General features: G+C 72.3%; 24 protein-coding genes and 1 pseudogene. 13 read left to right on the forward strand and 12 right to left on the reverse strand.

The window, feature by feature from the left end; genetic code table 11:
- Window positions 1-119: 119 nt before the first annotated feature.
- Window positions 120-563, forward strand: coding sequence for a hypothetical protein (locus RKD05_RS05280; RefSeq protein WP_424708506.1), 444 nt, complete (start codon window positions 120-122; stop codon window positions 561-563).
- A gap of 136 nt (window positions 564-699) precedes the next feature.
- Here the strand turns inward: RKD05_RS05280 and RKD05_RS05285 are convergent, their stop codons facing one another.
- Together RKD05_RS05285 and RKD05_RS05290 are read right to left on the reverse strand one after the other, a co-directional pair.
- Complete coding sequence (locus tag RKD05_RS05285) at window positions 700-1,677, reverse strand: SRPBCC family protein (RefSeq protein WP_424708507.1); 978 nt, start codon at window positions 1,675-1,677, stop codon at window positions 700-702.
- Window positions 1,678-1,695: 18 nt separating this feature from the next.
- A complete protein-coding gene (locus RKD05_RS05290; protein WP_424708508.1) occupies window positions 1,696-2,070 on the reverse strand; it encodes an ArsR/SmtB family transcription factor in 375 nt (124 codons plus the stop codon).
- Window positions 2,071-2,120: 50 nt separating this feature from the next.
- On the opposite strand from RKD05_RS05290, the gene RKD05_RS05295 reads away from it, so the two are divergent.
- Both RKD05_RS05295 and RKD05_RS05300 read left to right on the forward strand, forming a co-directional pair.
- On the forward strand, window positions 2,121-2,480 hold the full coding sequence (locus RKD05_RS05295) for a hypothetical protein (protein ID WP_424708509.1): 360 nt from the start codon (window positions 2,121-2,123) through the stop codon (window positions 2,478-2,480).
- A 71-nt stretch (window positions 2,481-2,551) separates the two neighbouring features.
- Window positions 2,552-3,305: pseudogene (locus tag RKD05_RS05300) on the forward strand (SDR family NAD(P)-dependent oxidoreductase).
- A 35-nt stretch (window positions 3,306-3,340) separates the two neighbouring features.
- Here RKD05_RS05300 and RKD05_RS05305 read toward each other — a convergent pair.
- Entirely contained in the window at window positions 3,341-4,087 is a 747-nt protein-coding gene (locus RKD05_RS05305; protein ID WP_424708511.1) for a DUF429 domain-containing protein, read from the reverse strand.
- A 66-nt stretch (window positions 4,088-4,153) separates the two neighbouring features.
- On the opposite strand from RKD05_RS05305, the gene RKD05_RS05310 reads away from it, so the two are divergent.
- Both RKD05_RS05310 and RKD05_RS05315 read left to right on the forward strand, forming a co-directional pair.
- Window positions 4,154-4,528, forward strand: a complete 375-nt coding sequence (locus RKD05_RS05310) for a hypothetical protein (protein WP_424708513.1) — start codon at window positions 4,154-4,156, stop codon at window positions 4,526-4,528.
- A gap of 268 nt (window positions 4,529-4,796) precedes the next feature.
- Entirely contained in the window at window positions 4,797-5,663 is an 867-nt protein-coding gene (locus tag RKD05_RS05315; protein ID WP_424708515.1) for a helix-turn-helix transcriptional regulator, read from the forward strand.
- Window positions 5,664-5,734: 71 nt separating this feature from the next.
- Here RKD05_RS05315 and RKD05_RS05320 read toward each other — a convergent pair whose 3' ends face one another.
- Both RKD05_RS05320 and RKD05_RS05325 read right to left on the reverse strand, forming a co-directional pair.
- Complete coding sequence (locus RKD05_RS05320; RefSeq protein ID WP_424708517.1) at window positions 5,735-6,934, reverse strand: MFS transporter; 1,200 nt, start codon at window positions 6,932-6,934, stop codon at window positions 5,735-5,737.
- Window positions 6,935-7,375: 441 nt separating this feature from the next.
- Entirely contained in the window at window positions 7,376-8,470 is a 1,095-nt protein-coding gene (locus tag RKD05_RS05325) for a citrate synthase (RefSeq protein ID WP_424708518.1), read from the reverse strand.
- A gap of 52 nt (window positions 8,471-8,522) precedes the next feature.
- Here RKD05_RS05325 and RKD05_RS05330 point away from each other — a divergent pair, with 52 nt between their 5' ends.
- The 3 genes from RKD05_RS05330 (at window position 8,523) to RKD05_RS05340 (ending at window position 10,408) form a co-directional block, all read left to right on the forward strand.
- The gene (locus RKD05_RS05330) at window positions 8,523-9,698 is read left to right on the forward strand and encodes a citrate/2-methylcitrate synthase (protein ID WP_424708520.1); all 1,176 of its coding nucleotides are present in this window, start codon (window positions 8,523-8,525) and stop codon (window positions 9,696-9,698) included.
- Window positions 9,699-9,773: 75 nt separating this feature from the next.
- Window positions 9,774-10,016, forward strand: a complete 243-nt coding sequence (locus RKD05_RS05335; RefSeq protein ID WP_424708521.1) for a type II toxin-antitoxin system Phd/YefM family antitoxin — start codon at window positions 9,774-9,776, stop codon at window positions 10,014-10,016.
- Window positions 10,013-10,408: a type II toxin-antitoxin system VapC family toxin gene (locus RKD05_RS05340; RefSeq protein WP_424708523.1), complete on the forward strand. Its 396-nt coding sequence runs from the start codon at window positions 10,013-10,015 to the stop codon at window positions 10,406-10,408. Before RKD05_RS05335 ends, RKD05_RS05340 begins: the two co-directional genes overlap by 4 nt.
- Before the next feature lie 13 nt (window positions 10,409-10,421).
- Here RKD05_RS05340 and RKD05_RS05345 read toward each other — a convergent pair whose 3' ends face one another.
- Genes RKD05_RS05345 through glp form a run of 3 tightly spaced genes read right to left on the reverse strand, consistent with a single transcriptional unit; the run spans window position 10,422 to window position 12,483 of the window.
- On the reverse strand, window positions 10,422-10,691 hold the full coding sequence (locus RKD05_RS05345) for a DUF6457 domain-containing protein (RefSeq protein WP_424708524.1): 270 nt from the start codon (window positions 10,689-10,691) through the stop codon (window positions 10,422-10,424).
- Window positions 10,688-11,272, reverse strand: coding sequence for a molybdenum cofactor guanylyltransferase (gene mobA, locus RKD05_RS05350; RefSeq protein WP_424708526.1), 585 nt, complete (start codon window positions 11,270-11,272; stop codon window positions 10,688-10,690). The genes RKD05_RS05345 and mobA overlap by 4 nt, the downstream gene beginning before the upstream one ends.
- On the reverse strand, window positions 11,269-12,483 hold the full coding sequence (glp, locus tag RKD05_RS05355; RefSeq protein ID WP_424708528.1) for a gephyrin-like molybdotransferase Glp: 1,215 nt from the start codon (window positions 12,481-12,483) through the stop codon (window positions 11,269-11,271). Before glp ends, mobA begins: the two co-directional genes overlap by 4 nt.
- Window positions 12,484-12,633: 150 nt before the next feature.
- Between glp and RKD05_RS05360 the strand changes: the two genes are divergently transcribed.
- Window positions 12,634-13,122: a DUF1990 family protein gene (locus RKD05_RS05360; RefSeq protein WP_424708530.1), complete on the forward strand. Its 489-nt coding sequence runs from the start codon at window positions 12,634-12,636 to the stop codon at window positions 13,120-13,122.
- A gap of 362 nt (window positions 13,123-13,484) precedes the next feature.
- On the opposite strand, the gene RKD05_RS05365 is transcribed toward RKD05_RS05360, so the two are convergent.
- The 3 genes from RKD05_RS05365 to RKD05_RS05375 all read right to left on the reverse strand — a co-directional run bounded on the left by RKD05_RS05365 (window position 13,485) and on the right by RKD05_RS05375 (window position 15,490).
- The gene (locus tag RKD05_RS05365) at window positions 13,485-14,096 is read right to left on the reverse strand and encodes a copper resistance CopC family protein (RefSeq protein ID WP_424708531.1); all 612 of its coding nucleotides are present in this window, start codon (window positions 14,094-14,096) and stop codon (window positions 13,485-13,487) included.
- A gap of 2 nt (window positions 14,097-14,098) precedes the next feature.
- On the reverse strand, window positions 14,099-14,836 hold the full coding sequence (locus RKD05_RS05370) for a YcnI family protein (protein ID WP_424708533.1): 738 nt from the start codon (window positions 14,834-14,836) through the stop codon (window positions 14,099-14,101).
- A gap of 72 nt (window positions 14,837-14,908) precedes the next feature.
- Window positions 14,909-15,490 (reverse strand): hypothetical protein, encoded by a 582-nt coding sequence (locus tag RKD05_RS05375; protein ID WP_063257809.1) that lies wholly within the window; start codon window positions 15,488-15,490, stop codon window positions 14,909-14,911.
- A 179-nt stretch (window positions 15,491-15,669) separates the two neighbouring features.
- On the opposite strand from RKD05_RS05375, the gene fdhD reads away from it, so the two are divergent.
- Window positions 15,670-16,548: a formate dehydrogenase accessory sulfurtransferase FdhD gene (fdhD, locus tag RKD05_RS05380; protein ID WP_424708534.1), complete on the forward strand. Its 879-nt coding sequence runs from the start codon at window positions 15,670-15,672 to the stop codon at window positions 16,546-16,548.
- Window positions 16,549-16,605: 57 nt separating this feature from the next.
- Window positions 16,606-18,927 (forward strand): FdhF/YdeP family oxidoreductase, encoded by a 2,322-nt coding sequence (locus tag RKD05_RS05385; protein WP_424708536.1) that lies wholly within the window; start codon window positions 16,606-16,608, stop codon window positions 18,925-18,927.
- A gap of 451 nt (window positions 18,928-19,378) precedes the next feature.
- On the opposite strand, the gene RKD05_RS05390 is transcribed toward RKD05_RS05385, so the two are convergent.
- On the reverse strand, window positions 19,379-19,957 hold the full coding sequence (locus RKD05_RS05390) for a TetR/AcrR family transcriptional regulator (protein WP_424708538.1): 579 nt from the start codon (window positions 19,955-19,957) through the stop codon (window positions 19,379-19,381).
- 62 nt (window positions 19,958-20,019) lie between these two features.
- On the opposite strand from RKD05_RS05390, the gene RKD05_RS05395 reads away from it, so the two are divergent.
- Both RKD05_RS05395 and RKD05_RS05400 read left to right on the forward strand, forming a co-directional pair.
- Window positions 20,020-21,033, forward strand: a complete 1,014-nt coding sequence (locus RKD05_RS05395; RefSeq protein WP_424708540.1) for a hypothetical protein — start codon at window positions 20,020-20,022, stop codon at window positions 21,031-21,033.
- A gap of 359 nt (window positions 21,034-21,392) precedes the next feature.
- Complete coding sequence (locus RKD05_RS05400; RefSeq protein WP_424708541.1) at window positions 21,393-22,670, forward strand: ATP-binding protein; 1,278 nt, start codon at window positions 21,393-21,395, stop codon at window positions 22,668-22,670.
- The last annotated feature ends 19 nt before the right edge of the window (window positions 22,671-22,689 follow it).

A 22,689-nucleotide genomic window follows, 5' to 3' on the forward strand; every position in this document is an offset into this window, starting at 1 on the left:
ACCTCAGCGGCATCCCGCCGCTCCTGACTCACCCAGCGCAGATCCCCGACCCAACGCCCTCCCTGCGCAGCCCGGTCGGCGCTATCCTGCGGAGCGACGACCTCGGAAGGACGGATGCCATGGCGGCAAACGGAGCGGGATTCAGCGACGAAGAACGCGCGGCGATGAAGCAGCGCGCCGAAGAGCTCAAGGCCATGAAGGGCCTGAAGGGCGCGGCGAAGCTCGAGAAGGAGAACGAGGCCTGCCTCGAGGCGATCGACAAGCTCGAGGGCGTCGACCGCGCGGTCGCGGAGCGCGTGCACGTCATCGTGCTCGAGGAGGCGCCGCACCTGAACCCGAAGACGTTCTACGGCTTCCCGGCCTACGCGAAGGACGGCAAGGTCGTGGTGTTCTATCAGCCGGGCTCGAAGTTCAAGACGCGCTACGGCACGGTGAGCTTCGACGAGACCGCGCAGCTCGACGACGGCCCCATGTGGCCGGTGTCGTACGCCGTGATCGAGGTCACGCCCGAGGTCGAGCAGAAGATCCGCGAGCTGGTGCGCCGGGCGGCCCCGGCCGCCTGACGCGGCGTCGGGGCAGCGGCATCCACGGGTCCGCGCCGAAATTCGCAGAATCCCCCGTTCTACGCAGATTCTGGGCCGAATCCTGCGAACTTCGGGCGATCCTGCGAACATCCGCAGACCCGTGGATGCCACGACCTCAGCCGACGAGCACGCCCTCGAGCCGCCGGTAGCTGTCCTCCATGCCGCCGACCATGCCCGTGGCGAGGACCATGTCGCGGGTGGCGGCATCCGGATACTCGATGAGCAGCGTCAACAGCGTGACGCCGTCCTCCTCGTAGAGCGAGAGGTCGTTCGTCGTGGACGGGAAGTCGGTGCCGGTCATGTGCTCGGTCTGGACCACCCGTCGCGGTGCTTCGACGTACAGCACCTCGCCGTCGAAGCCGAAGCCCTCGCCCGGGGTCCCCTCCTCGGGCTCCCACGCGGTGCGGTAGGTCGCACCGACGGTGTCGCCGATCTCGCACACCGTCATGCGCCAGCCGTCGGGGCCGAGCAGCCAGCGCCGCATCAGGTCGGGGTCGGTGTGCGCGCGCCAGACGAGGTCGCGCGGACCGTCGATCAGCCGCGTGATCCGCACGTGCTGGTCGCTCAGCACCTCGAGCTGCGTGCCCTTGCCCTGCGCGTAGTCGCGGAGGTCCTGCACCACGATGTCGAGCTGGTTCATCGCGAGGGTCGAGCCCTCGACGACGCCCATCGCGACGACCTGCTCGAGCGCCTCGGTCGAGGCGAAGCGCGACACGCTCGTGAGGCGCGAGCCCTCGGGTGTCGCCTCGAACGTCAACGTCATGCGCATCGCCGGCATCGTGTCGATCGGCTCGCCGTCGTCGTCGGCGAAGGAGTCGATGACCTCGTACCCGCGCGGCGGGTCGATCGACACGAACTCCCAGCGGCCGTTCGCCCGCTCCCCCGTCGGCGAGGTCATGCGGTAGCTCGCGCGCCCGCCGGGCGTGAAGTCGAACGAGCCGAAGGTCGACGGCCAGCCGGGAGGACCCCACACCCGCTCGAGCTGCCGCGGATCGCTGAACACCGCCCACAGCCGCTCGGGGCCGACCGGGAAGTCGGCGATGAGGGTCAGCGTGAGCGCTTCGGCGTCGGTCTCGACGGAGGTGACGGGCATGAGGGACTCCTTCGTTTCTCAGTTCGGCTGGCTGGATGCCGCGGCATCCGGGTCTTCGGCTTCTTCGGCGAACAGGGCGTCGAGGCGGTCGATGCGCCCGCGCCAGAGGTCTTCGTACGAGCGGAGGAGGCGCTGCACGTGCGCGATGGCCGCGGGTTCGGCGCTCACGAGACGCTCCCTCCCCTCGGCACGCTTGCGGACGAGGCCGGCCTCGACGAGCACGCCGATGTGCTTCGAGACCGCCGCGAACGACATCGCATACCCCGCGGCGAGCGCCGACACCGACTGCTCGGCGACGAGCGTGCGCCGGACGATGTCGCGCCGCGTCGCATCGGCGAGCGCATGGAACACGCGGTCGATGTCGGCGTCGGTGGGAGCGATTCGTTCAACCATTTGGTTGCACGTTAGCAGCGGTGGCGGGCGGGGGCAAGGGATCAGTGCTCGTGAAGTCCTGGCCGCGCAACCTCAGGGATCCGCGCAACCTCAGCGATCTGCGCACGCTCAGCGATCCGCGCAACCTCCGCGATCTGCGCAACCTCAGCGACCTGCACAACCTCAGCGACCTGCGCAACCTCAGCGGTCTGCGCAACCTCCGCGATCCGCGCAACCTCCGCGATCTGCGCAACCTCAGCGATCTGCGCACACTCAGCCAGGAGCGACCGGATGCCACTGACACTGCGCGAATCGCTGAGGTTATGCCGTGCACCGGCGACGCGTGCCGCCCCGCGCACCCCACACCGCAGGGGTTCTTGCACCCGGCCCAAATTCCATTCACGCGCATTCATCACCCACCGGAGGGGTAGGCTCGAAGCACGAGGACGGACCGTCCGAGAAGATCTCCCGGCACCGCGCCCGCCCGGGAAGAAGGCCACCCATGGCCCAGTACGACGTAGCGAACCGTTCGGCGATCGTGACGGGAGCGGGCAGCGGAATCGGGCGCTCGACCGCCCTGCTGCTGGCCCAGAACGGCGCCGCCGTGGTCGTCAACGACCTCAACGCCGACCACGCCCACAAGGTCGTCGAGGAGATCCGCGCCGCCGGCGGCACGGCCGAGGCCTCGGTCGGCGACGCCACCGACGTCGCGTGGATCGCGTCGTCCGTCGAGCTCGCGAACACCCTCGCGCCGCTCCGCATCGGCGTGAACAACGCCGGCATCGGTGGCGCCGCCGCCCCGACCGCGGAGTACACCGACGAAGCGTGGGACAAGGTCATCGCGATCAACCTCAACGCCGTGTTCCGCAACATGCGCGCGCAGATCCCCTCGATCCTCGCCAACGGCGGCGGCTCGGTCGTGAACGTCGCGTCGATCCTCGGCAGCGTCGGCTTCGCCACCTCCCCCGCCTATGTGACCGCCAAGCACGCGGTCGTGGGCATGACGAAGAACGCCGCGCTGGAGTACTCGGCCCAGGGCGTCCGCGTGAACTCCGTGGGACCCGGCTTCATCGACACCCCGCTGCTCGACGCCGTCGGCGACGACGTCAAGGAATTCCTCGTGAGCAAGCACCCCATCGGCCGCCTCGGCAAGCCCGACGAGGTCGCGAACCTCATCGCCTTTCCTCGCCAGCGACGCCGCGAGCTTCATCACGGGCAGCTACCACCTGGTCGACGGCGGCTACACCGCCTCCTGATCCCGGATGCCGCGCGGCCCGCGCCCCTGGACGGGTCAGGGCCGCGCGAGCTCCTCGAACTCCCCCTCCGGCAGAGCCACCCACCCCTCGCGCCGCGCGACCTCGAGATCGCCGGGCCCGGGCCGGACGAAACGGCCCGTCGCGGCAGAGCGCGTCGCGAGGGCCGCAATCACCGCGTCGAACGCGTCGGCGGATGCCACGGCGAGCGCCGCGAAAGCGCCGACGTCGAACCACGGCGCCCGCTGCTGCAGCACCGCGAGCAGAGTCGCCCGGCGGGTGGCATCCACTCGGTACTTCGTGGTGTCGAAGCCCCAGATCCTGAGTGCGCCGCCGGGATACACCTCGAACAGGCGGCCCTCAGCGGCACGGTCGACCGGGAAGCCGCCGGCCGCGAGTCGGCGGAGGAGTCCGGCTCCGCGCAGGGCCGTGACTCCGAGGCGGTCGGTCGAGACGCTCAACGGCCAGCGGCCGATGCGGTCGCGCACGACGGCGTCGGTGCGGCGGTAGACGAGGCCACGGCGCCAGTCGGCTCCGCCGTCGACCTCGCCGAGCGCGGGCGCGGTGCCCCCGTGGTGGGCCTGGACGAAGTCGACGAACGCGTCCGGCCACCCGAGCGGACAGTCGAGTCCGAGCCAGCCGTCTTGGCCGATGGATGCCACGATCCCGGCGTCATCGACCCCCACCGTGAGCCGCACGAGGCGCGCCCCGCCCGACGACCACACGATCTCGGCGAGCGCGGTGCCGGGAACCCCTGCGGCGAGGTCGACGCCGATCGTTCTCATCCCGGCAGGCTACGCGGGGCCGCCGACATCGTGGCCCCCGTCCCACGAACCTGGGAGGATCGACCCATGCCCGCCGACGACGAACTCCCCGACTCCCTCGAGCCGGGGCTGAACGTGCCGCCGCGGAAAGAGCCCCCGGCACCCCCGACGCCGAAAGGCGACCTGCGCGCGGTGTCGATCATCGCGGTCGTCACGGGCGTCATCGTCGTGGCGTGGCACATCTTCCTGGTGTCGGTGAGCGCGGTGGCCGAGCTCGACCAGTTCCTGTGGATCCAGATCGGGATCTGGGCGCTCGCGGTGGTGTCGTTCGTCCTCGGCATCCTGAGTCTGAACGCGCGCATGGCGCGCGAACTCGCCGCCGCCGGCTTCATCTCGGGCGTCGCCGCGTTCCTGCTGTCGATCGCGATCGGCCTGTTCAGCGGCGCGAGCTTCCTCTCCTGAGGTCCCGCGCCGGGCAGGGCGCCGTATGCCCGTTCGGTGTCCACGACACGCGGACGGGATGCCATGGCATCCGCGTGTCTTGGACACTGGGGCGCGCAGACCGGCAGGGTCGACCGCCGAGTGTCGTCAGGACGTGAGGCGCAGAGCCCGGATTCAGTGTCCAAGACACGCGGACCGCGCCGTGTGGCATCCGCGTGTCTTGGACACTGAACGGGCGGCGGCAGCGCACCCGCGGAATGCCCGGCGACCCGCGGCCGTTCGGTAAAGCATGACCGACGCCCTGGAGCGCGCCCTCGCCACCCTCGACGTGCGCACGGGCTCGTCCCGCCGCGTCGTCCTCGCTGCGGGCGGAGAATTCGTGCTTCCGATCGGATCGACGACGTTCGTGTACGTCCACCGCGGCGAGATCACGGGCGACCTCGCGCTCGGCACCGGATGCCAGGTCGACGCCCCGACCGGCGGCGGGCGTTCCGTCAGCGGCCGCCGCACCCTCCTCGCGGGGGATGCGGCCATGTCGCTCGGATGCCGCACGCTCGTCCTCTCCTCGCAGTCCGGCGCCGACGTCATCGTCGTCACGGCGGAGATCACGCCCTCCGAGGCCGTGGCATCCCTCCCGGGAACCGTCCTCGTCACCGGATTCGCACGGCTCGAGCCCGCCGCCGCGGCGCTGGCCGGCCACCTCGGCCCGACGCCCGACGGCGCGACGTGCGAGCGTCCGGGAGACGCGGTCGTCTGCCGGTCGATGATCCGGTCGGTGCTGCTGTCCGCCGTGCGGGCGTGGGCGTCGCGAGACGGCTGGCCCGCAGCCGTCGCCGACCCGTTCCTCGCGCGCGTCGCCGCCGCGATCGACGCCGACCCCGGCCACGACTGGACGCTCGAGCACCTGGCATCCCTCGCCGCGATGTCGCGGAGCGTCTTCGCCGAGCGCTTCCGCGACACCATGGGCCGCTCGCCCGCGGGTTACGTCACCGAGGTGCGTGTGCGGGAGGCGAAGAGACTCCTGGATGCCGGGACACCGGTGTCCGAGGTCTCTCGAACGCTGGGCTATGCCAGTGACGAGGGCTTCCGTCGCGCGTTCCGCCGGCACACCGGGGTCGCGCCCTCGTCGTGGCGAGCCCGGGCGCTGACGGCGTAAGCGCCCAGGCCCCCGGTTCGGTGTCCAGGACACGCGGACCGGGAGCAGCCGCATCCGCGTGTCGTGGACACTCAGCGGGGAGAGACGGCCGCGCCCCGGCGCCGCAGCGACAGCCCGAACAGCACGGCGCCGACGACGAGCAACGCGATCCCGATGGCATCCACGGTCTCGATCCCGACGGTGTCGACGAGGAGTCCACCGACGCCCGCGGCGATGGTGATCGCGAGCTGGAATCCGGTCACGACCAGGCTGCCGCCGGCCTCGAGACGGTCCGGCATGCGCTTGCCGACCCACGTGTTGACGATGATCAACCACGACGAGAAGAAGAAGCCCCAGACGACGACCGCGATGGCCACGGCGGCGAGCGCCCCCGGCAGCAGCAGGACGACGACGATGGCCGCAGCGATCACGAGCGGCCCGGTCACGGCGAGGCGCCCGAACGCGCGGTCGACGACCATGCCGATCACGATGTTGCCCGCGAGCCCGCCCACGCCGAAGGCGGCGAGAAGCAGCACGACGGTGCCGGGCTCGATGCCGGGGAGACGCTCCAACGACAACCGCACGTAGGTGTAGGCGAGGAAGTGCCCGAGCACGACGAGGACGTGGCCGGCCATGCCGACGAGCGTGCCGGGGCGGAGCAGCGTGTCGCCGAGGATCCGCAGGCTCGACACCGTCGCCGCGGGCACCGGGGGCAGCACGGCGCGCACCGCGACGCCGAGGACGGCCGTGGCGACTCCGACGATGAGGAACGTGACCCGCCAATCGAGCAGTTCGCTCAGCGCGACGCCAATCGGCACCCCCGCGACCGTGGCCAGCGACACTCCCGCGGACGTGAACATGACCGCGCGACCGATGCGTCCGGGAGCGGCGAGCGCCCCCGCCGCGAGGATCGACATCGACCAGTACGTGCTGATCGCCGCCCCGAGCAGGAACCGCGCGACGAGGATCGCGATCAGGCTCGGCGCGAGCGCGACGACGATGCTCGACACCGCGGCCGCCCCCGCCGCGGCCGTCAGGAGCAGACGGCGGTCGAGGCGGGGCACCAGGATGCCGATGGTCGGGGCGACGAGGAGTCCCGCGAGCGCCGTGACGGTGACCGTCTGACCGGCCTGGCCCGCGGTGATGCCGAGGCTCGCGGCGATCTCCGTCAGCACGCCGTTCGGGAGGAACTCGGCGGTGACGAGCAGGAAGCTCATGAGCATGAGGACGAGGAGTCCGCCGTACCGCATGGGGGATGGCGCGGTCACGGGGACCGGGGCTGTGGTGGTCATGCTCCGATACTCGCCGGTGGGCCGCTGTTGCGCCCGACCGTTAGTCCGCGGCATCCCACCGTTCGTCCGGCGCTCGGCGGGGCGTCGAGAGCGCGCCGCGTCGCACTGGCCTCCGAGCTGCCTCAGTGTCCAAGACACGCGGACGCGAGGCCGCGGCATCCGCGTGTCCTGGACACCGAAACCCCGGGGCGCCGAGAGCGCGCCGCGTCGCACCGGCCTGCGAGCGCTCCAGTGTCCAAGACACGCGGACGCGAGGCCGCGGCATCCGCGTGTCCTGGACACCGAAACCCCGGGGCGCCGAGAGCGCACTGCGTCGCACCGGCCTGCGAGCTGCTCAGTGTCCAAGACACGCGGACGCGAGGCCGCGGCATCCGCGTGTCCTGGACACCGAAGCCCCGGGGCGCCGAGAACGCAGCGACGCACGGAACCCGCCGGCGCGACCTACGCCGGCGTCTGCCCGACGTATCGCGCGGACGGGCGGATGATCTTGGGATCGCGCGCCTGCTCCAGGACGTGCGCGGTCCAGCCCACGGTCCGCGCGAGGGCGAACGTCGGCGTGAACATCTCGGGCGGGATGCCGCACTCCTCCATGACGACCGCGGCGTAGAACTCGACGTTCGCGTGCAGCGGCCGGTCCGGCTTGTGCTGGACGAGGAGCCGTTCGGCCGTGCCCTGGAACGCCAGCGCCTGCGCGACCCGCGGGCCGCCGAAGCCCTCCGCGACCGTGCGCAGCAGCGCGGAACGCGGGTCGGTCGTGCGGTACACCGCGTGGCCGAAGCCCATCAACCGGCGGCCGGCGGCGAGTTCGCCACGGATCCACGCCTCGGGATCGTCGCCCGCACGGTCGAGGCTCTCGAGCGCCCGCGCGGGCGCTCCGCCGTGGAGGGGCCCTGCCAGCGCACCGAGCGCACCGGTGAGGCACGCGGACATGTCGGCGCCGGTCGAGGCGATGACCCGCGCGGTGAACGTCGAGGCGTTGAAACCGTGGTCCATCGCGGCGATCAGGTACGCCGTGAGCGCCCGCTCGTGCGCAGGATCGGGATGGATGCCGGTGAGCGCGGTGAGGTAGCCGGAGACCACCGACCCCGCCGGGCCGGGGTCCGACCCGCGCGCCACCGCCGCGACGAGACGCGGGGCGACCGCCGCGAAGGCGATCGCGTCGTCGAGCCGCGCGTCCTCGTCGAGGTCGTAGAGCGGACGGGTGCCCCGAGCGGATGCCAGCAGCGGCCAGGCTGCGCGCAGCGCGGTGAGCGGGTCCTCGGTGCGGGCCGAGACCGTCTCGACGACGCCGTCGACCGCGGGGTGCGCGGCGGCCGCGGCGACCCGGTCGAGGAAGGAACGGCGGGTCGTGGCATCCGGAAGCTCACCCACGACCAGCAGGTGCCACACGTCCTCGAACGTGCGCTCGCGCGCGAGGTCCACTGCCGGGATCCCGCGGTAGTGGTACATCCCGGCGTCGCCGTCCACGTCGCCGATGGCGGTTTCGGCCGCCACCACCCCCGTCAGTCCGCGGGGCACATCGATCAGCTCGCTCATGCGCTCAGTGTGCGAACATGACGATCACACCGTCAACGTTGATCGGATCAATATGCCCCCGCCCCGCCTCACTGCCGCCCAGACCGCCGCGCGGCTGGGCGTGAAGCCGGCGACGCTGTACGCCTACGTCTCGCGCGGGATGCTCGCGCGCGAACGCGACGCGCACGGCTCGACGTTCGACGCGCTCGAGGTCGAGGCGTTCGCCGCCGCGCGTCGCCGAACGGTCGCGCCCGCGCCGTCGCACCCGACGACCGGTCTCCCGCTCGGAGTGATCCGCACCGACATCGCCGACATCGAGGACGGCGAGCTGCTCTACCGCGGTCGCCGCGCCCGCGACCTCATCGACCGCCCGTTCGCCAAGGTCGTCGCGGGGCTGTGGGAGGCCGAACGCGTCGACGCGCCCGACGACGCCATCGGCTCCGCCCGGGCGATGGTGCAGGCGCTGCCGTTGCACGCGGGGCCGATGGATCGGCTGCGCGCGGCGTTGACGGGCTTCGCCGCCGACGATCCGCTCCGGCGCGACGCGAGTGCCACGACGGCGTACCGCGTCGGCTGGACCCTGCTGACCGGGCTCCCCGTCGCCCTCGGCGGGCACCCGCACCCCGACCTCGCCCGTTCCCTGGTCAGCGCCTGGATCCCCGCCCCGTCGGCACCGGTCGTCGCGGCGGTCAACGCCGCTCTCGTGCTGCTCATCGACCACGATCTGGCGGTGTCGACCTTCGCGGCGCGCGTCGCTGCGTCCGCGCGCGCCGACGGATACGCCGCGGTCAGCGCGGCGCTCGGCGCCGCCGATTCCCCCCTCCACGTCTCGGCGGCGACCCGCACCACGCGCCTGCTGGCCCGGGTGCGCCGCGGGCTGGAGCCGGAACGGGCTTTGGTCGAGGCGCTGCAGGAGGGCAATGGCATCCCGGGGTTCGGCCACCCGCTCTACGACAGCGTCGACGATCGGGCCGACGCCCTGTTTCCGCTTCTCGCCACGCTGCCCGACGGCGACGGGACGATGGATGCCGTGCGCCGACTTCAGGACGTCGTCGCCGACCGCGCCCGCCTCGCGCCGAACGTGGATCTGGCGCTGGCGGCCCTCGCCTCGGCGGCGCGGCTTCCGGAAGACACCGCGGCCACCGTCTTCGTCGTCGGCCGCACGGCCGGGTGGATCGCGCACATCGCCGCCGAGTACGCCGAGCCCGCGATGCGGCTGCGCCCGCGCGGCGAGTACGTCGGGCCGTGAAGTCCCGGCCGGATCGGGGTGAAAGCGGCCGTCTGCCGCCCCGTCCGCGCCCGGGACCTGGCTAGGTTGCCGGACATGATGTACAACGTCCTGGAGGCGCGAAACAACCTCTCGCGGCTCATCGCTGACGCCGAGTCCGGAGTCGAAGTCACGATCGCACGGCGCGGAATCCCCGTCGCACGGATCGTGCCGATCGCCCCCGAGCCGCGACGGGCGAGCAACGCCTTCGCGCGGTGGCTCGCGGAGAATCCCCTGGCTCCCGACCGTGCGCGCTCGATCGACGAGATCGAGGCGATCATCGCCGAGAACAGGGCGTGATCTACGTCGACAGCTGTCTCGTCATCTACGCCGTCGAGCGCGGCGACGATGTCGGGAGCCGAGCCCGCGAAGCCCTTGCCGGTTCCAACCAGCCGCTCGCGACGAGCCCGCTGGTGATGCTCGAGGCACTGGTCGGCCCGATGCGAGACGGGGACGCGCTGTCACAAGCGCAGATGTGGAGCGCCCTTGATCGCCTCGAGCTCCTGCCCATCGACGATGACGACTACCTTCACGCCGCGAGGCTCCGGGCGCGGCACCGCGGATTGCAGACGGCGGACGCGCTGCACCTCGCCATCGCCCGGCGCGCGGGGTGCACCGCGTTCTGGACCAACGACGCGCGCCTCGCGGCCGCCTCCGGCGGCCTGGCGGTGGACGTGATCAGCGGCGGGTGACACCGCCCGACGCTCAGCCCGCGTTCCACCCCTTCGCGAGCTCGACGACCGCGGCGACCGCGGCCTCGGTGTCGGCGGACGTGCCCCCGGCCCGTCCCGCGACGAGGCCCGCGACGAACGCGCTCAACGGGGCGGCGGGCCGAGCCACGCCGTTCGCGACGTCGCGCGCCAGGTCGAGGACCAGCGCGATCGGCACATCGCCCTCCGCGAGCCCGAAGCGCTCGGCGAGCGCCGCGCTCCACTCGTTCAGGGCCTCGGGCGGCAGGGTGCGGGATTCGGTCACGGCTCCTCCTCGGGCTCGCTCGCGGCCGAGCCTCCGGCCGCCGTCAGATCGTCCCACGTGTCGATGTCGCGCGACAGCGCCACGGGCGCGTCGACGAACGCGATCCGCAAGCTTCCGAGGAGCGTCCGCATCGCGGCATCCCGTCCTCCGTCCGGAATCGTGGATGCCACCTCCCGCAGCGCCGCGGCCCGGTAGCGGCCCGTGAGCCACTGGGGTCGGCCGCCCTCGGCGAGGCAGACCCCATCGGCGTCGGCGGGGATCGGCGGCAGCGCGCCCGCCGCTGTCGAGGGATCGACGAGGTCGCACGCGAGCAGCAACGTCTCGTCGGCCTCGACGAGGGCCAGCGCAGCGACGGTCGCGGCGACGGGGCCGCCGAACGGGGGGTCCTCCCGGACCCAGGTCACGTCGAGGTCGGGCGCGAGAACGGGGGCCGCGACGACGATCCGCGCCGCCCCGACGCTCCGGGCCGCCGCCACCGCGCGGGCGAGGAGCGTCTCGCCGTCGAGGCGGAACAGCGGTTTCACGGCCCCGCCGACGCGCGCGCCGCGGCCCCCGGCGAGCAGGATCGCGTCGAGGCTCACGCGATCCTCACCTCGACGAGGTCGCCGGGTTCGAGGTCGCGGTCGCCCGGCGGGATCACGGCGTAGCCGTCCGCGTCACCGAGGCCGCGGGTGGATCCGCGGGTTCCGGGCGCGGGTGGGACGGCGCGCCACGCGGCGGGATCCGTCCGGTCCAGCCGCACGGGAACGTACTGCAGGCGGTCGACGCGCACGCGCCATCCCTCGGCGAGCGGGACCCGGACGACCGCGCGAACGTCGTCGACCTCGCCCTCCAACGCCCGCAGCGCGGGGCGGACGAACACCTCGAACGACACCGCAGCGCTCACCGGGTTGCCGGGTAGGCCGAACACGAGCGTGCCCGCCGGGGTGCGTCCGAAACCCTGGGGTCGCGCGGGCTGCATCGCGACCTGCACGAACGACAGCAGGTCGCCGAGACTGTTCTTCACGACCTCGTACGCGCCCGCGCTCACCCCACCCGAGAAGACCACGACGTCCGCCCCGAGCCGCTCGGCCGCGGCGATCGACGCCCGCGGCCCGTCCCCCTCATCGCCGATGCTCGCGCGCAGCACGACCTCGGCTCCCGCCTCTTCGGCGAGGCCCGCGAGCAGGAAGCTGTTCGACTCCGGGATCTGTCCGTGGTCCAGCGGCATCCCGGGGGCGACGAGCTCGGAGCCGGTCGAGATCACGGCGACCCGCGGCGCCCGCGCGACCTCGACGGACGCGGTTCCGGATGCCGCGATCGCGGCGATGCGCGCGGCGGTCAGCCGCACTCCGGCGGGGACGACCGCGGCCCCGGCGGGCGTGTCCGACCCGCGGCGGCGGATGTGCGCGCCGCGCCCGCGCGGGGCGACGAGGACGGTGGTCTCGGACAGCGAGCCCGCGAGACCGTCCCGCGAATCTTCGAAGGGCACGATGGCCGTGGCATCCGTCGGCACGGGAGCACCGGTCATGATCCGGGCCGCTTCTCCGGGCCGCAGCGGGGGGTTCTCCGACGTCCCGGCGGGCAGGTCGGCCACGACCCGCAGCGTGACGGGAACGGTCGCCACGTCGTCGGCCCGCACGGCGAAGCCGTCCATGGCCGAGTTGTCGAAGCCCGGCACGTCGACGGCGGCGTGCACCGGATGCCGCAGCACGCGCCCGCGGGCATGCTCCAGGGGCCGCTGCTCCGCGGCGAGCGGCTCGACCGCCGAGAGGATCGCGGCGAGGTGCGTGGAGACCGCGATCACAGGCATTCCCTCAGCGTAGGCGCCGGGTCGTGGCATCCGGTTCGGCGCGTGACGAGCGGAGGGCGAGGGACGGGCGGGGGGCCCCGCGGGGCGTTCGGTCCTCCGTTCGGCACAAGCCTTGCCGCCCGCCGCCCCCGCGCGAGTACCGTGTGCGGCATGAGCGACCTCACCTATCCCGAGATCGGGGCGACGGCGGGGGTGCTGCCGCGCGGGTATCACCACGTGCGCGCGGAGCGCGTGATCGGGCGGGGTCGCTTCGCGTTCGAGCAGGCGGCCGACGCGCTGCTGTGCGGCGCGGTGCAGCGACGGGCGGGCGCGACCGTGCGGATGTCGCAGACGCCCCTCCGCGTCGGAACCCGCATCGACATGCGGCTGGGCCCCTTCGGCATCCCGTGTCTGGTCGTGTGGGCGGAGCGCGACGATCAGCACGTGGGCTTCGCGTACGGCTCGCTGCCGGGGCACCCTGAGAGCGGCGAGGAACGCTTCGAGCTGACCCTGGCCGCGACGGGCGAGGTGACCTTCACGATCACGGCGTTCTCGCGTCCGGGGCGCTGGTTCACGCGACTCGCATGGCCGCTGAACCGCGCGATCCAGCGGCGCATGACGGCACGGTACCTCTGCACCCTGGATTCGCCGACGCGCTGACGCACCGCGCCCCGCCGCACCCCGGGCGGCGCGGACACAACGAAGGACATTCGACCCTTTCGGGCCGCCGAGGGCTGCCCCGGGACACGGATTTCCTTCGTCGTGCACCGGAACCGGATGCCACGGGCCGCGCACAACTCCGGCAAACCCGACACCGACCCGCGCAGACCCCCTGTCCCGCCCGAATCCGCAGGAGTTGTGCACACCGGATGCCACCGGCCGACGCCGCGCACAACTCCGGCAAACCCGACACCGACCCGTGTCCACCCCCTGTCCCACGCGAACCCGCAGGAGTTGTGCACACCGGATGCCACCGGCCGACGCCAGCGGGGAGGAGCCGGACAGCCCCTCCCCGCCCAGCGTCACTCGTCGCCCGCGTCGTCCTTCCGGCGCGGCCGGACGAGCAGCACCACGACGACGCCGACCACGATGACCGCGAGGCCGCCGACCGACAGGCCGATGACCAGACCGGAGGGCGCGGCCGCGGGGGCCGTGGCATCCAGGGCCGCTTCCGCCTGCTGCGAGGCGACGCTCGCGCAGGGCGAAGCCGCGGATCCCGTCGCGACGGGCGCGCCCGCGGCGGGCGCGTAGGTGAACCGGTAGGTTCCCGAGACGGGGTGACCGTCGGACGACACCGCCCGCCAGGTCACCTGGTAGTCGCCCGCGGGCCCGAGCTCGACCGGGGTCGTGAGCGCGGGCCCGGCCAACGCGGTGCAGTCGGTCTCGTAGTGGCGGGCGTCGGGCCCCACCACGATGACCTCGTTCCCGCCGTCAGCGCCGAGGAGGTTGGCGCTGAAGGTGAGCGTGACGTCCGCGGCGGCCGAGACCGTCGCGTCCGCCGCCGGGGTCGCCGAGACCAGGCTGTCGTGCGCCGACGCGGCCTGCGCCCCGCCGAGCGCAGCGCCCACGGCGGCCGCGGCGACGATGAGGCCGAGGACGCCGACTCGACGCCGAGGCGCCGTGAGCGCGCGCACGATCAGGCCTTCTTCGGGCGACGGGCGAACGCCAGCGCCCCGAGCACCGCGCCACCGATCCCGATGACGAGCGCCGCGATGCTGAGGCCCAGCGCCGCGCCGGCGGAACCGTCCGTGGACGACGCCGCGGCCATGTCGTGGTCGTCGGCGGGGGCCGCCGTGGCGGTGTCGTGCGAGGCGCCGTGGCCCGTGGCCGGCGGAGCGTCGTTGATGTACAGCACCGGAGCGGGCTCGAGCGTGTCGTCGGCGGCGACCTCGTCGGGGGTGGCCGACCAGTTCACGACCTCACCGTCGGAGTACGTCTGCACCGCGGTCAGAACGACGTGGCCGGTGTCGGGCACGGGGCCGAGCACGGCCGAGAAGTTCTGGAACTGGTCCTGGCCGATGCCCACTCCGGGGTCGGCCTGCCAGACGATCTTCAGCGGTCCGTCGCTGATCGTGTTGCCGTCGACCTCGACGGGCGCGGGGAGAGCGCCCTTCTCGACGGTCGCGGTCCAGCCGGGAACCGGCTGGACGAGCACCGCCGTGAACGGGGTGTCGGTCGGGAGGGTGACCTCGACCTTCACGGTAGAGGCCGTCTCGGACTCGGTCGGGACGCGGAAGTTGACCGTGGCGTAGCTGCCCGGGGTGGCGGTGTTCGGGTTGACGGTGACGTGTGCGGATGCCGCGAGGGGAACGCCCAGGACGAGGGCGAGGCCGACGGCCGCGCCCGCGAGGGCGCGCGAAAGGGTACGGGACATGAATGCTGCTTTCTGCGAATGTGCGCAGGCGTGATCGCACGCCGAAGCGCGAAGGGTGAAGAGGAGAGGGTCTTACGCCGCGAGCGGCGGACCCCGATGCCTCATCACCGACAGCACGGTCATGCCGACCGTGAGCAGCGGCGGCTCCGGACGCACCCGGGGCGCCACGCGGGGGCGCGGCGCCGCGAACGGGACGAGCGCGCGGAACGTGTCGGAGAGGAGCCCCGCGACCGCGCGCAGCGCGCGCTCGCCCGAACCGAGCGCCAGAACCGTCACGGCCGCGGCGAACGCGTGCGCGACCCACATCCAGGGCGATTCGGTGCCCGTCAGGCCGTGCGCGTGCCCGGAGGCCGCGAGCGCGACGGCCCCGTGCTGGTGCGCGACCGCGACCGGCCCGCTGAGGTCCAGCGCGAGCAGGGTGTGGAAGAGCAGCTGGCTGGCGGTGATCGCCACCGACAGCCGCCACCACGAGGCGGTGCGACCGACCAGTGCGATGCACAGCGGCGAAGCCAGGCTCAGGGCCAGCACGACGTTGAGCACCGCGGGGAGATTGCCGGCGGCGACCGAGTGCGACAGCGTCGCGACGAACGTCGCGAGCACGGCGGCGGAAACGCCGCGTACCGCGCGACGGGCGCGCCCCGCTCTCGCCGACATGCCGGTCCTCTCGAATACGCTCCCCGCCATTCCACCACACGGGTCGGACACTGCGACGCGCGGAGGCGGGCTCCGGGCGCGGTCCGGCACCGCGACGGCGGGCCGACAAGCCCGCCCCGATGTCGGACCCCGGGCGTACGCTCGACCCATGGCCCCCTCCTCGCACGGCCGGTCCTGACATGGGCCGCCTGACCGCCTCGCGCCGCGTCACCCGCATCACGCTCGACGGCGTGAACAGACGGCGACCGGATGCCGTCGCCGTCGAGGAGCCGCTCGAGATCCGGGTCGCCGGGTCGCCGCTGTCCGTGACGATGCGCACGCCCGGGCACGACGTCGAACTCGCGGCCGGATTCCTCGTGTCGGAGGGCGTCATCCACCGCGGCGACCAGTTCGCGCGGGCGATCCACTGCGGCGGGCCGGGCACCGGCGGCGCGGACGGCAACACCTACAACGTCCTCGACCTCACGCTCGCTCCCGGCGTGACGCTCCCCTCCCCCGACATCGCCCGGAACTTCTACACCACGAGTTCGTGCGGCGTGTGCGGCACGGCATCCATCGAGGCCGTCGAGAAGGTGTCGTCCTACGACGTGTCGGGCGATGGCATCCAGGTCGAGGCCGTCGATCTCGCGGGGTTCCCCGACCGCCTCCGCGAGGGGCAGAAGGTGTTCGAGAAGACCGGCGGACTGCACGCGGCGGCGCTCTTCGACGTCGCGTCCGGCGATTTGCTCGTCGTGCGCGAGGACGTCGGGCGCCACAACGCCGTCGACAAGGTCGTCGGCTGGGCGCTGCTGAACGACCGGCTGCCGCTGCGCGGAACCGTGCTGCAGGTCTCGGGCCGCGTGAGCTTCGAGCTCGTGCAGAAGGCCGTCATGGCCGGCATCCCGATCCTGTCCGCGGTGTCCGCGCCGTCGTCGCTCGCGATCGAACTGGCCGAGCGTGCGGGACTCACCGTCGCGGGGTTCGTGCGCGGCGGCAGCATGAATCTCTACACACGTCCGGATCGCATCCTCGTTCCGTCCACAACCCCCGCTCTCACCGAGACCTCCGGCGTACGCTGACCGAGGGCGCGCGGATGGATGCCACCGACTCGGCGCCGAAACCATCGGAGGGTGCACATGGGTGACGCGTTCGGGCTGATGAAGGATGCACCGCGTCAGGGCGGCCTCGGGCCCGCCGTGACGGGCGACTGGGCGAGCACCGGCGAGTACATGCACCCGGCCGCCGGATGGGGCGCCGCCCGCACGGTGGGGAAGGTCCTGCTCGAGCAGCGGCAGCCCATCGCCGGCACCAAGGCGATGTTCACGATGAACCACCCCAAGAGCGGCTTCGACTGCCCCGGGTGCGCGTGGCCCGACGACAAGGGCGTCGCCCTCGACATCTGCGAGAACGGCATCAAGCACGTCACGTGGGAGATGACCCACAAGCGCGTCGGCAAGGAGTTCTTCGCCGAGCACTCCGTCTCCGAACTCGCCGAATGGACGGACTTCGCCCTCGAGGATGCCGGTCGCCTCGTCGGTCCGATGGCGTACGACGCCGCGACCGACCACTACGTCCCCATCTCGTGGAACGACGCGTTCCGGCTCATCGCGCAGCACCTGCAGGGACTCGACAGCCCCGACCAGGCCGCCTTCTACACCTCGGGGCGTCTCAGCAACGAGGCGTCTTTCCTGTACCAACTGTTCGCGCGTGAACTCGGCACGAACAACCTCCCCGACTGCTCGAACATGTGCCACGAGGGTTCGGGCCGCGGGCTCACGGCATCCCTCGCCACCGGCAAGGGAACGGCCGACCTCGAGGACTGGCAGAACTGCGACGCGCTGTTCGTGCTGGGGGTCAACGCGGCGTCAAACGCTCCGCGCATGCTCACGAGCCTGGCCGAGGCCGTCGAGCGCGGTGCGCAGGTCGTGCACGTGAACCCGCTGCGCGAGGTCGCGGCGACCCGCACGATCGTGCCGCACGAGATCGTCGACATGGCGACCTTCCACGACCACCCCACCAGCACCCTCAACCTGCAGGTGCGTCCGGGCGGCGACCTGGCGCTCATCCGCGGCATGGCCAAGGTCGTGTTCGAGGCGGCCGAGCGCGACCCGTCGGTGCTCGACCAGGCGTTCCTCGACGGCTACACGCATGACTACGAGGCGTATCGCGCGCTCGTCGAGGCGACGCCGTGGGACGCCCTCGTCACGCAGGCGGGCCTGACCGAGACCGAGATCCGCGCCGCCGCCGACATCTACCTCGCGTCGGAGCGCACCGTGATCAGCTGGTGCCTCGGCGTCAGCCAGCACGAGCACGGCGTCGACACGGTCCGCGAGATCGTCAACCTCCTCCTCCTGCGCGGCAACGTCGGGCGCCTCGGCACCGGGCCGTCGCCCGTCCGCGGCCACAGCAACGTGCAGGGCAACCGCACGTGCGGCATCAACCACAAGCCGACGGAGGAATGGCTCGCGAAGCTCGACGAGGTCTGCGGCATCCGGTCTCCCCGCGATCCCGGACTCGACACCGTGCACACCGTCGCTGCTCTCCACCGCGGCGACCTCAAGGTGTTCGTCGGCATGGGCGGCAACTTCGTGCGGGCCGCTCCCGACACGAAGCTCACCGCCGAAGGCATGAGCCGCTGCGAACTGACGGTGCACGTCAGCACGAAGCTCAACCGCAGCCACCTCACGCACGGCAAGGCCGCGCTCATCCTCCCGTGCCTCGGTCGCACCGAGCGCGACGATCAGGAGTCGGGTCCGCAGTCGATCTCGACCGAGGATGCCATGAGCTCCGTCATGCTCTCGCTCGGGTCGCGCAAGCCCGCGTCGCCGCACCTGCTCAGCGAGCCGGCGATCATCGCGCGCATGGCCCGCGCGGCCATGCCCGACTCGAAGACGCCGTGGGAGTGGTACGTCGGCGACTACGACCGCATCCGCGACACGATGGCGAAGGTGCTGCCCGGGTTCGAGGGCTTCAACGAGCTCGTCCGCCAGCACTGGGGCTTCCGCATCCCGCAGCCCGCGCGCGAGCGCGACTTCCGCACTCCCTCGGGCAAGGCGGAGTTCTCCACCGCCGAGCTGCCGGACGTCATCCCCGCAGACTCCGACGTGCTGGTCTTGCAGACCATGCGTTCGCACGACCAGTGGAACACCACGATCTACTCGGCCGACGACCGCTACCGCGGCGTGCGCAACATCCGCGAGCTCATCTTCATGAACCGCAAAGACATGCGGGACCGCGGCATCGCCGAGGGCGACCTCGTCGACATCGTGGCCACCTCGCGCGACGGGTCGGTGCGCAGCATCACGGCGTTCCGGGCGCTGGAGTACGACACCCCGCGCGGCAGCGCCGCCGGGTACTTCCCCGAGATGAACGTGCTCCTCGGCCCCGACGACTACAGCCGCCAGAGCGACCAGCCGCTGATGAAGAGCCTGCGCGTGCGCGTCGCGAAGACCGCCTGACCGGATGCCACTGCGCTGCGCGCGCACGCGTGCGGCGTGCCGCGGCGCGCGCGTGCGCGCGGCGCAACCTCAGCGATCCGCGTCGCCTCAGCCCGAATCCGGGCAACACGACTGAGATCGCGCGAATCACCGAGCCAGCGCGGGCCGCGGGCCGCGGGCCGCGGGCCGCGGGCATCCAGGATCGAAACTGCCCGCGCCGCGCCGAGCACAACCTCACTGACCCGCGCCACGCCCGGCACAACCTCAGCGATCCGCACAACCTCAGCCCGAATCCGGGCAACGCAACTGAGATCGCGCGAATCACTGAGCCAGCGCGGGCCGCGGGCCCCTGGCATCCAGGATCGAAACTGCCCGCGCCGCGCCCGGCACAACCTCAGCGATCCGCACAACCTCAGCCCGAATCCCGGCAACGCAACTGAGGTTGCGCGAATCACCGAGCCAGCGCTCGCGCTCATACCAAGGGATCAGCCCCGAGCACCAGGCGCAGACCGACGCAGTACTCCTCGAAGGTCACCTTCACCCCGAACGATCGCTGGACGATGTACCCCTGCGCGAGCGCGACCATGTGGAGGCTGAGGTCCGCGGCATCCGTGCCGGGATGCTCGGCCACCCACGGACCGAGGGCTTCCTCGTAGGAGCGGCGGATGCGTCCCACGATGTGGGTGATCAGCTGCTTCATCTCGGGGTCGATCGAGGCTTCCGCCCACATCTGCAGGACGACCGAGGCGGGGGTGCCGTCCTCGTCGAATCCGCGGAGGAAGCCGGCCACGAGGTCACGCGGCGAGCGCGGCACGGTGCCTGCGGCCGCGATGTTCTCCTCGCGGGCGCCGATCACGGTGTTGGCGGCGTAGAGCGCGATCTGCGCCTTGCTCTCGAAGTGCGAGTAGATCGAGCCCGTCGAGAGCCCGGACTCGGCGGAGATGTCGGCAATCGCCGTGCGCGTGAGTCCCTTGCGCTCCATCACCCGGATCGCGGCGGCCACGATCTCGTCGCGGCGGGCCTGTGAGGACGCTTCCGTGAGTCTCGGCATGCAAACAGAGTAGCCGTTCTGTATAGTCACACACAGAACGTACATTCTTTTTGGAGGCTCGCATGTCGACCCGCGTCGATCCGCCCACCCACTGGGCCCGCTCCCTCGCCATCGCCGTCGGCGCGGCCGTCGCCGTCACGCTGATCGTCCTCGCGTTCCTGTGGCCGGTGGCCACGGCATCCGCCAAGGACATCCCGCTCGCCGTCGTCGGCGACCCCACCGCGGTCGCCCGGGTCGAGGACGGCCTCACGAAGAACGCCGAAGGTGTGTTCGCGCCCACGACCTCCGACGACCGGGATGCCGCGATCGACGCGATCGAACGGCGAGAGGTCTACGGCGCGGTCGTCGCCGGACAGCAGCCCGAGGTGCTCCTCGCGACCGCGGCGAGCCCCGCGGTGGCGACGGCGCTCCGGGGCGTGGCGCAGGGCCTGCAGGCGCAGGTGTCCGCGCAACTCGCGGCAATGGGGCAGAACCCGACGGCCGTCACGGTCACCGTCACCGACGTCGTCCCCCTCGTGGACGCTGACCCCAACGGTGCGGGCATCGTCGCGATCGGCTTCCCGCTCGTCCTGGGTGGCCTGGCGGGTGGCATCCTGATCTCCCTGCTCGTGACCGGGGTCGCCCGACGGATCACGGCACTCGTCGTGTACGCGGCCGTCGCGGGAACCGCCGTCACCCTCATCGCGCACACGTGGTTCGGCATCCTGCCGGGCGACCCCCTCCCCCTCGTCGCGGGCGTCGCCCTCGCGATGCTCGGCACGGCATCGTTCATCGTCGGGCTCAATGCCCTCATCGGCCCTCCGGGCATCGCGGTCGGTGCCGTGACGACGATGCTCATCGGCAACCCGCTGTCGGCGGCGAGCATGCCGGTCCAGTTCCTCGCGGCGCCGTGGGGCGGGGTCGGCCAGTTCTTCGTGCCGGGCGCGTCCGCGACGCTCATCCGCGACCTCGGTTACTTCCCCGCGGCGGACACGACTCAGCCCTGGCTCGTGCTCGCGGCGTGGGCGCTCGTCGGTGTCGTGCTGAGCGCGATCGGCCACTGGCGCAGCCGCGAGGTCGTCCACCTCCCGGAGTGATCGGGAGGGGATGCCACGCCCCACCGCCCTCGCGCAACCTCAGCGATTCGCACAACCTCAGCCCGGACCCCGCCGAGCCGGCTGAGGTCGTGCAGATCGCGGAGCCGCGACCGCCCGCCCCGCCGCGGCCGGCGGCGAGCGCAACCAACGGAGCGGCCGCACGCCGGCCACGCGTACCGCCGGCGCCGCGCGCCCGCTACGGTAGTGCCGAACAGAGGAACCTCGGCGGCGCACCCGGCAGCCGTGATCCTCGGCGTCGCCGTCGACGTGCACCCCCCTCGACGTCGGCGCGCTCGGCATCCGGCACGGTACGCCCGACCGCCACGGATTCCGAGTGCGTATCGGACGAAGGGCTCCTCATGACCGCATGGCGCATCCGCGACTACCACGCCGACGACGTCGATGACATCCTTCGACTCTGGGAGAGAGTCACCGCCGACGGAACCGAACCCGTCTACAGCCTCGCCGAGGTCCTGGCATCCTGCGCCAAGGACGACGCCGTCGTCGCGGTTTCGGGTGACCACGTCGTCGGAGCGGCCATCGGACGCGCGGCGCACGCTCAGGGATGGGTGGTGTTCCTCGCGACCGCGTCGCATCCGCACGACGGGAGCATGGGTGCCGCGCTGCTCGCGGCCCTCGAGGCGCGCATGGCTCCCCACGGCATCAGCAAGCTGTCGGCCCTCGTCCCCGCCGGGGAGACACCGGTCGACGCGTTCGTCGCTCAGGGCTTCGCGCCCCTGCACGACCTGCGCTACTTCGAACGGCACATCCCCGTCCAGCGCGAAGAGCTGAAGACGCTGGCCGAGCTCGGCGGCCGGGTGCTCCCGCGCGGCCTGTGGGATGCCGTCGGCGGCATGACCGCCGAGAAGGAACTGCTCGAACGGCGCATCGTCATGCCCCTCGCCCACACGGAACTCGCCGACCGGTTCGGCGTCGTGCCCCCGCGCGCGATCGTGCTCTTCGGCCCGCCCGGAACCGGGAAGACGACGTTCGCGAAGGCGATCGCGTCGCGGCTGGAGTGGTCGTTCGTGGAGGTCTTCCCCTCGCGCCTCGCCGGCAACCCGGAAGGACTCGCGGGCGCGCTGCGCTCCACGTTCGCCAAGATCGCCGAGCTGGAACACGCCGTGGTGTTCATCGACGAGGTGGAGGAGATCGCCTCCCACCGGCAGGGCGAGCCCCCGTCGCCGACGCAGGGGGTCACCAACGAGCTGCTGAAGATCATTCCGGCCTTCCGCGAGCAGCCCGGTCGCATCCTGATCTGCGCCACGAACTTCATCCGATCCCTGGATGCCGCCTTCCTCCGCCACGGCCGGTTCGACTACGTCATCCCGATTGGACTGCCGGACGAGCAGGCGCGCACCGCGATCTGGAAGGGCTACGTGCCGGACAGCGCGGTCGGCGTCGACCTCGCCGGGTTGGTCGCGATGACGGAAGGCTTCTCGCCCGCCGACATCGAGTTCGCGGCCCGTCAGGCGTCGCAGGCGGCCCTGGAATCGGCGGTGGATGCCGGGACCCCCGACCCCGCGGGCCCCTACATGTCGGACTACGTCGCCGCGGTCGCCCGCACGCGCGCGACGGTCTCGTCCGAGGCGGCGGCCGAGTTCCTCGAGGACATCACGACCGTCGGTCGTGTGTGAGCCGCGTGATCGCGCGGCC

Source organism: Microbacterium sp. SLBN-111 (assembly GCF_049739645.1).
Classification (GTDB): domain Bacteria; phylum Actinomycetota; class Actinomycetes; order Actinomycetales; family Microbacteriaceae; genus Microbacterium.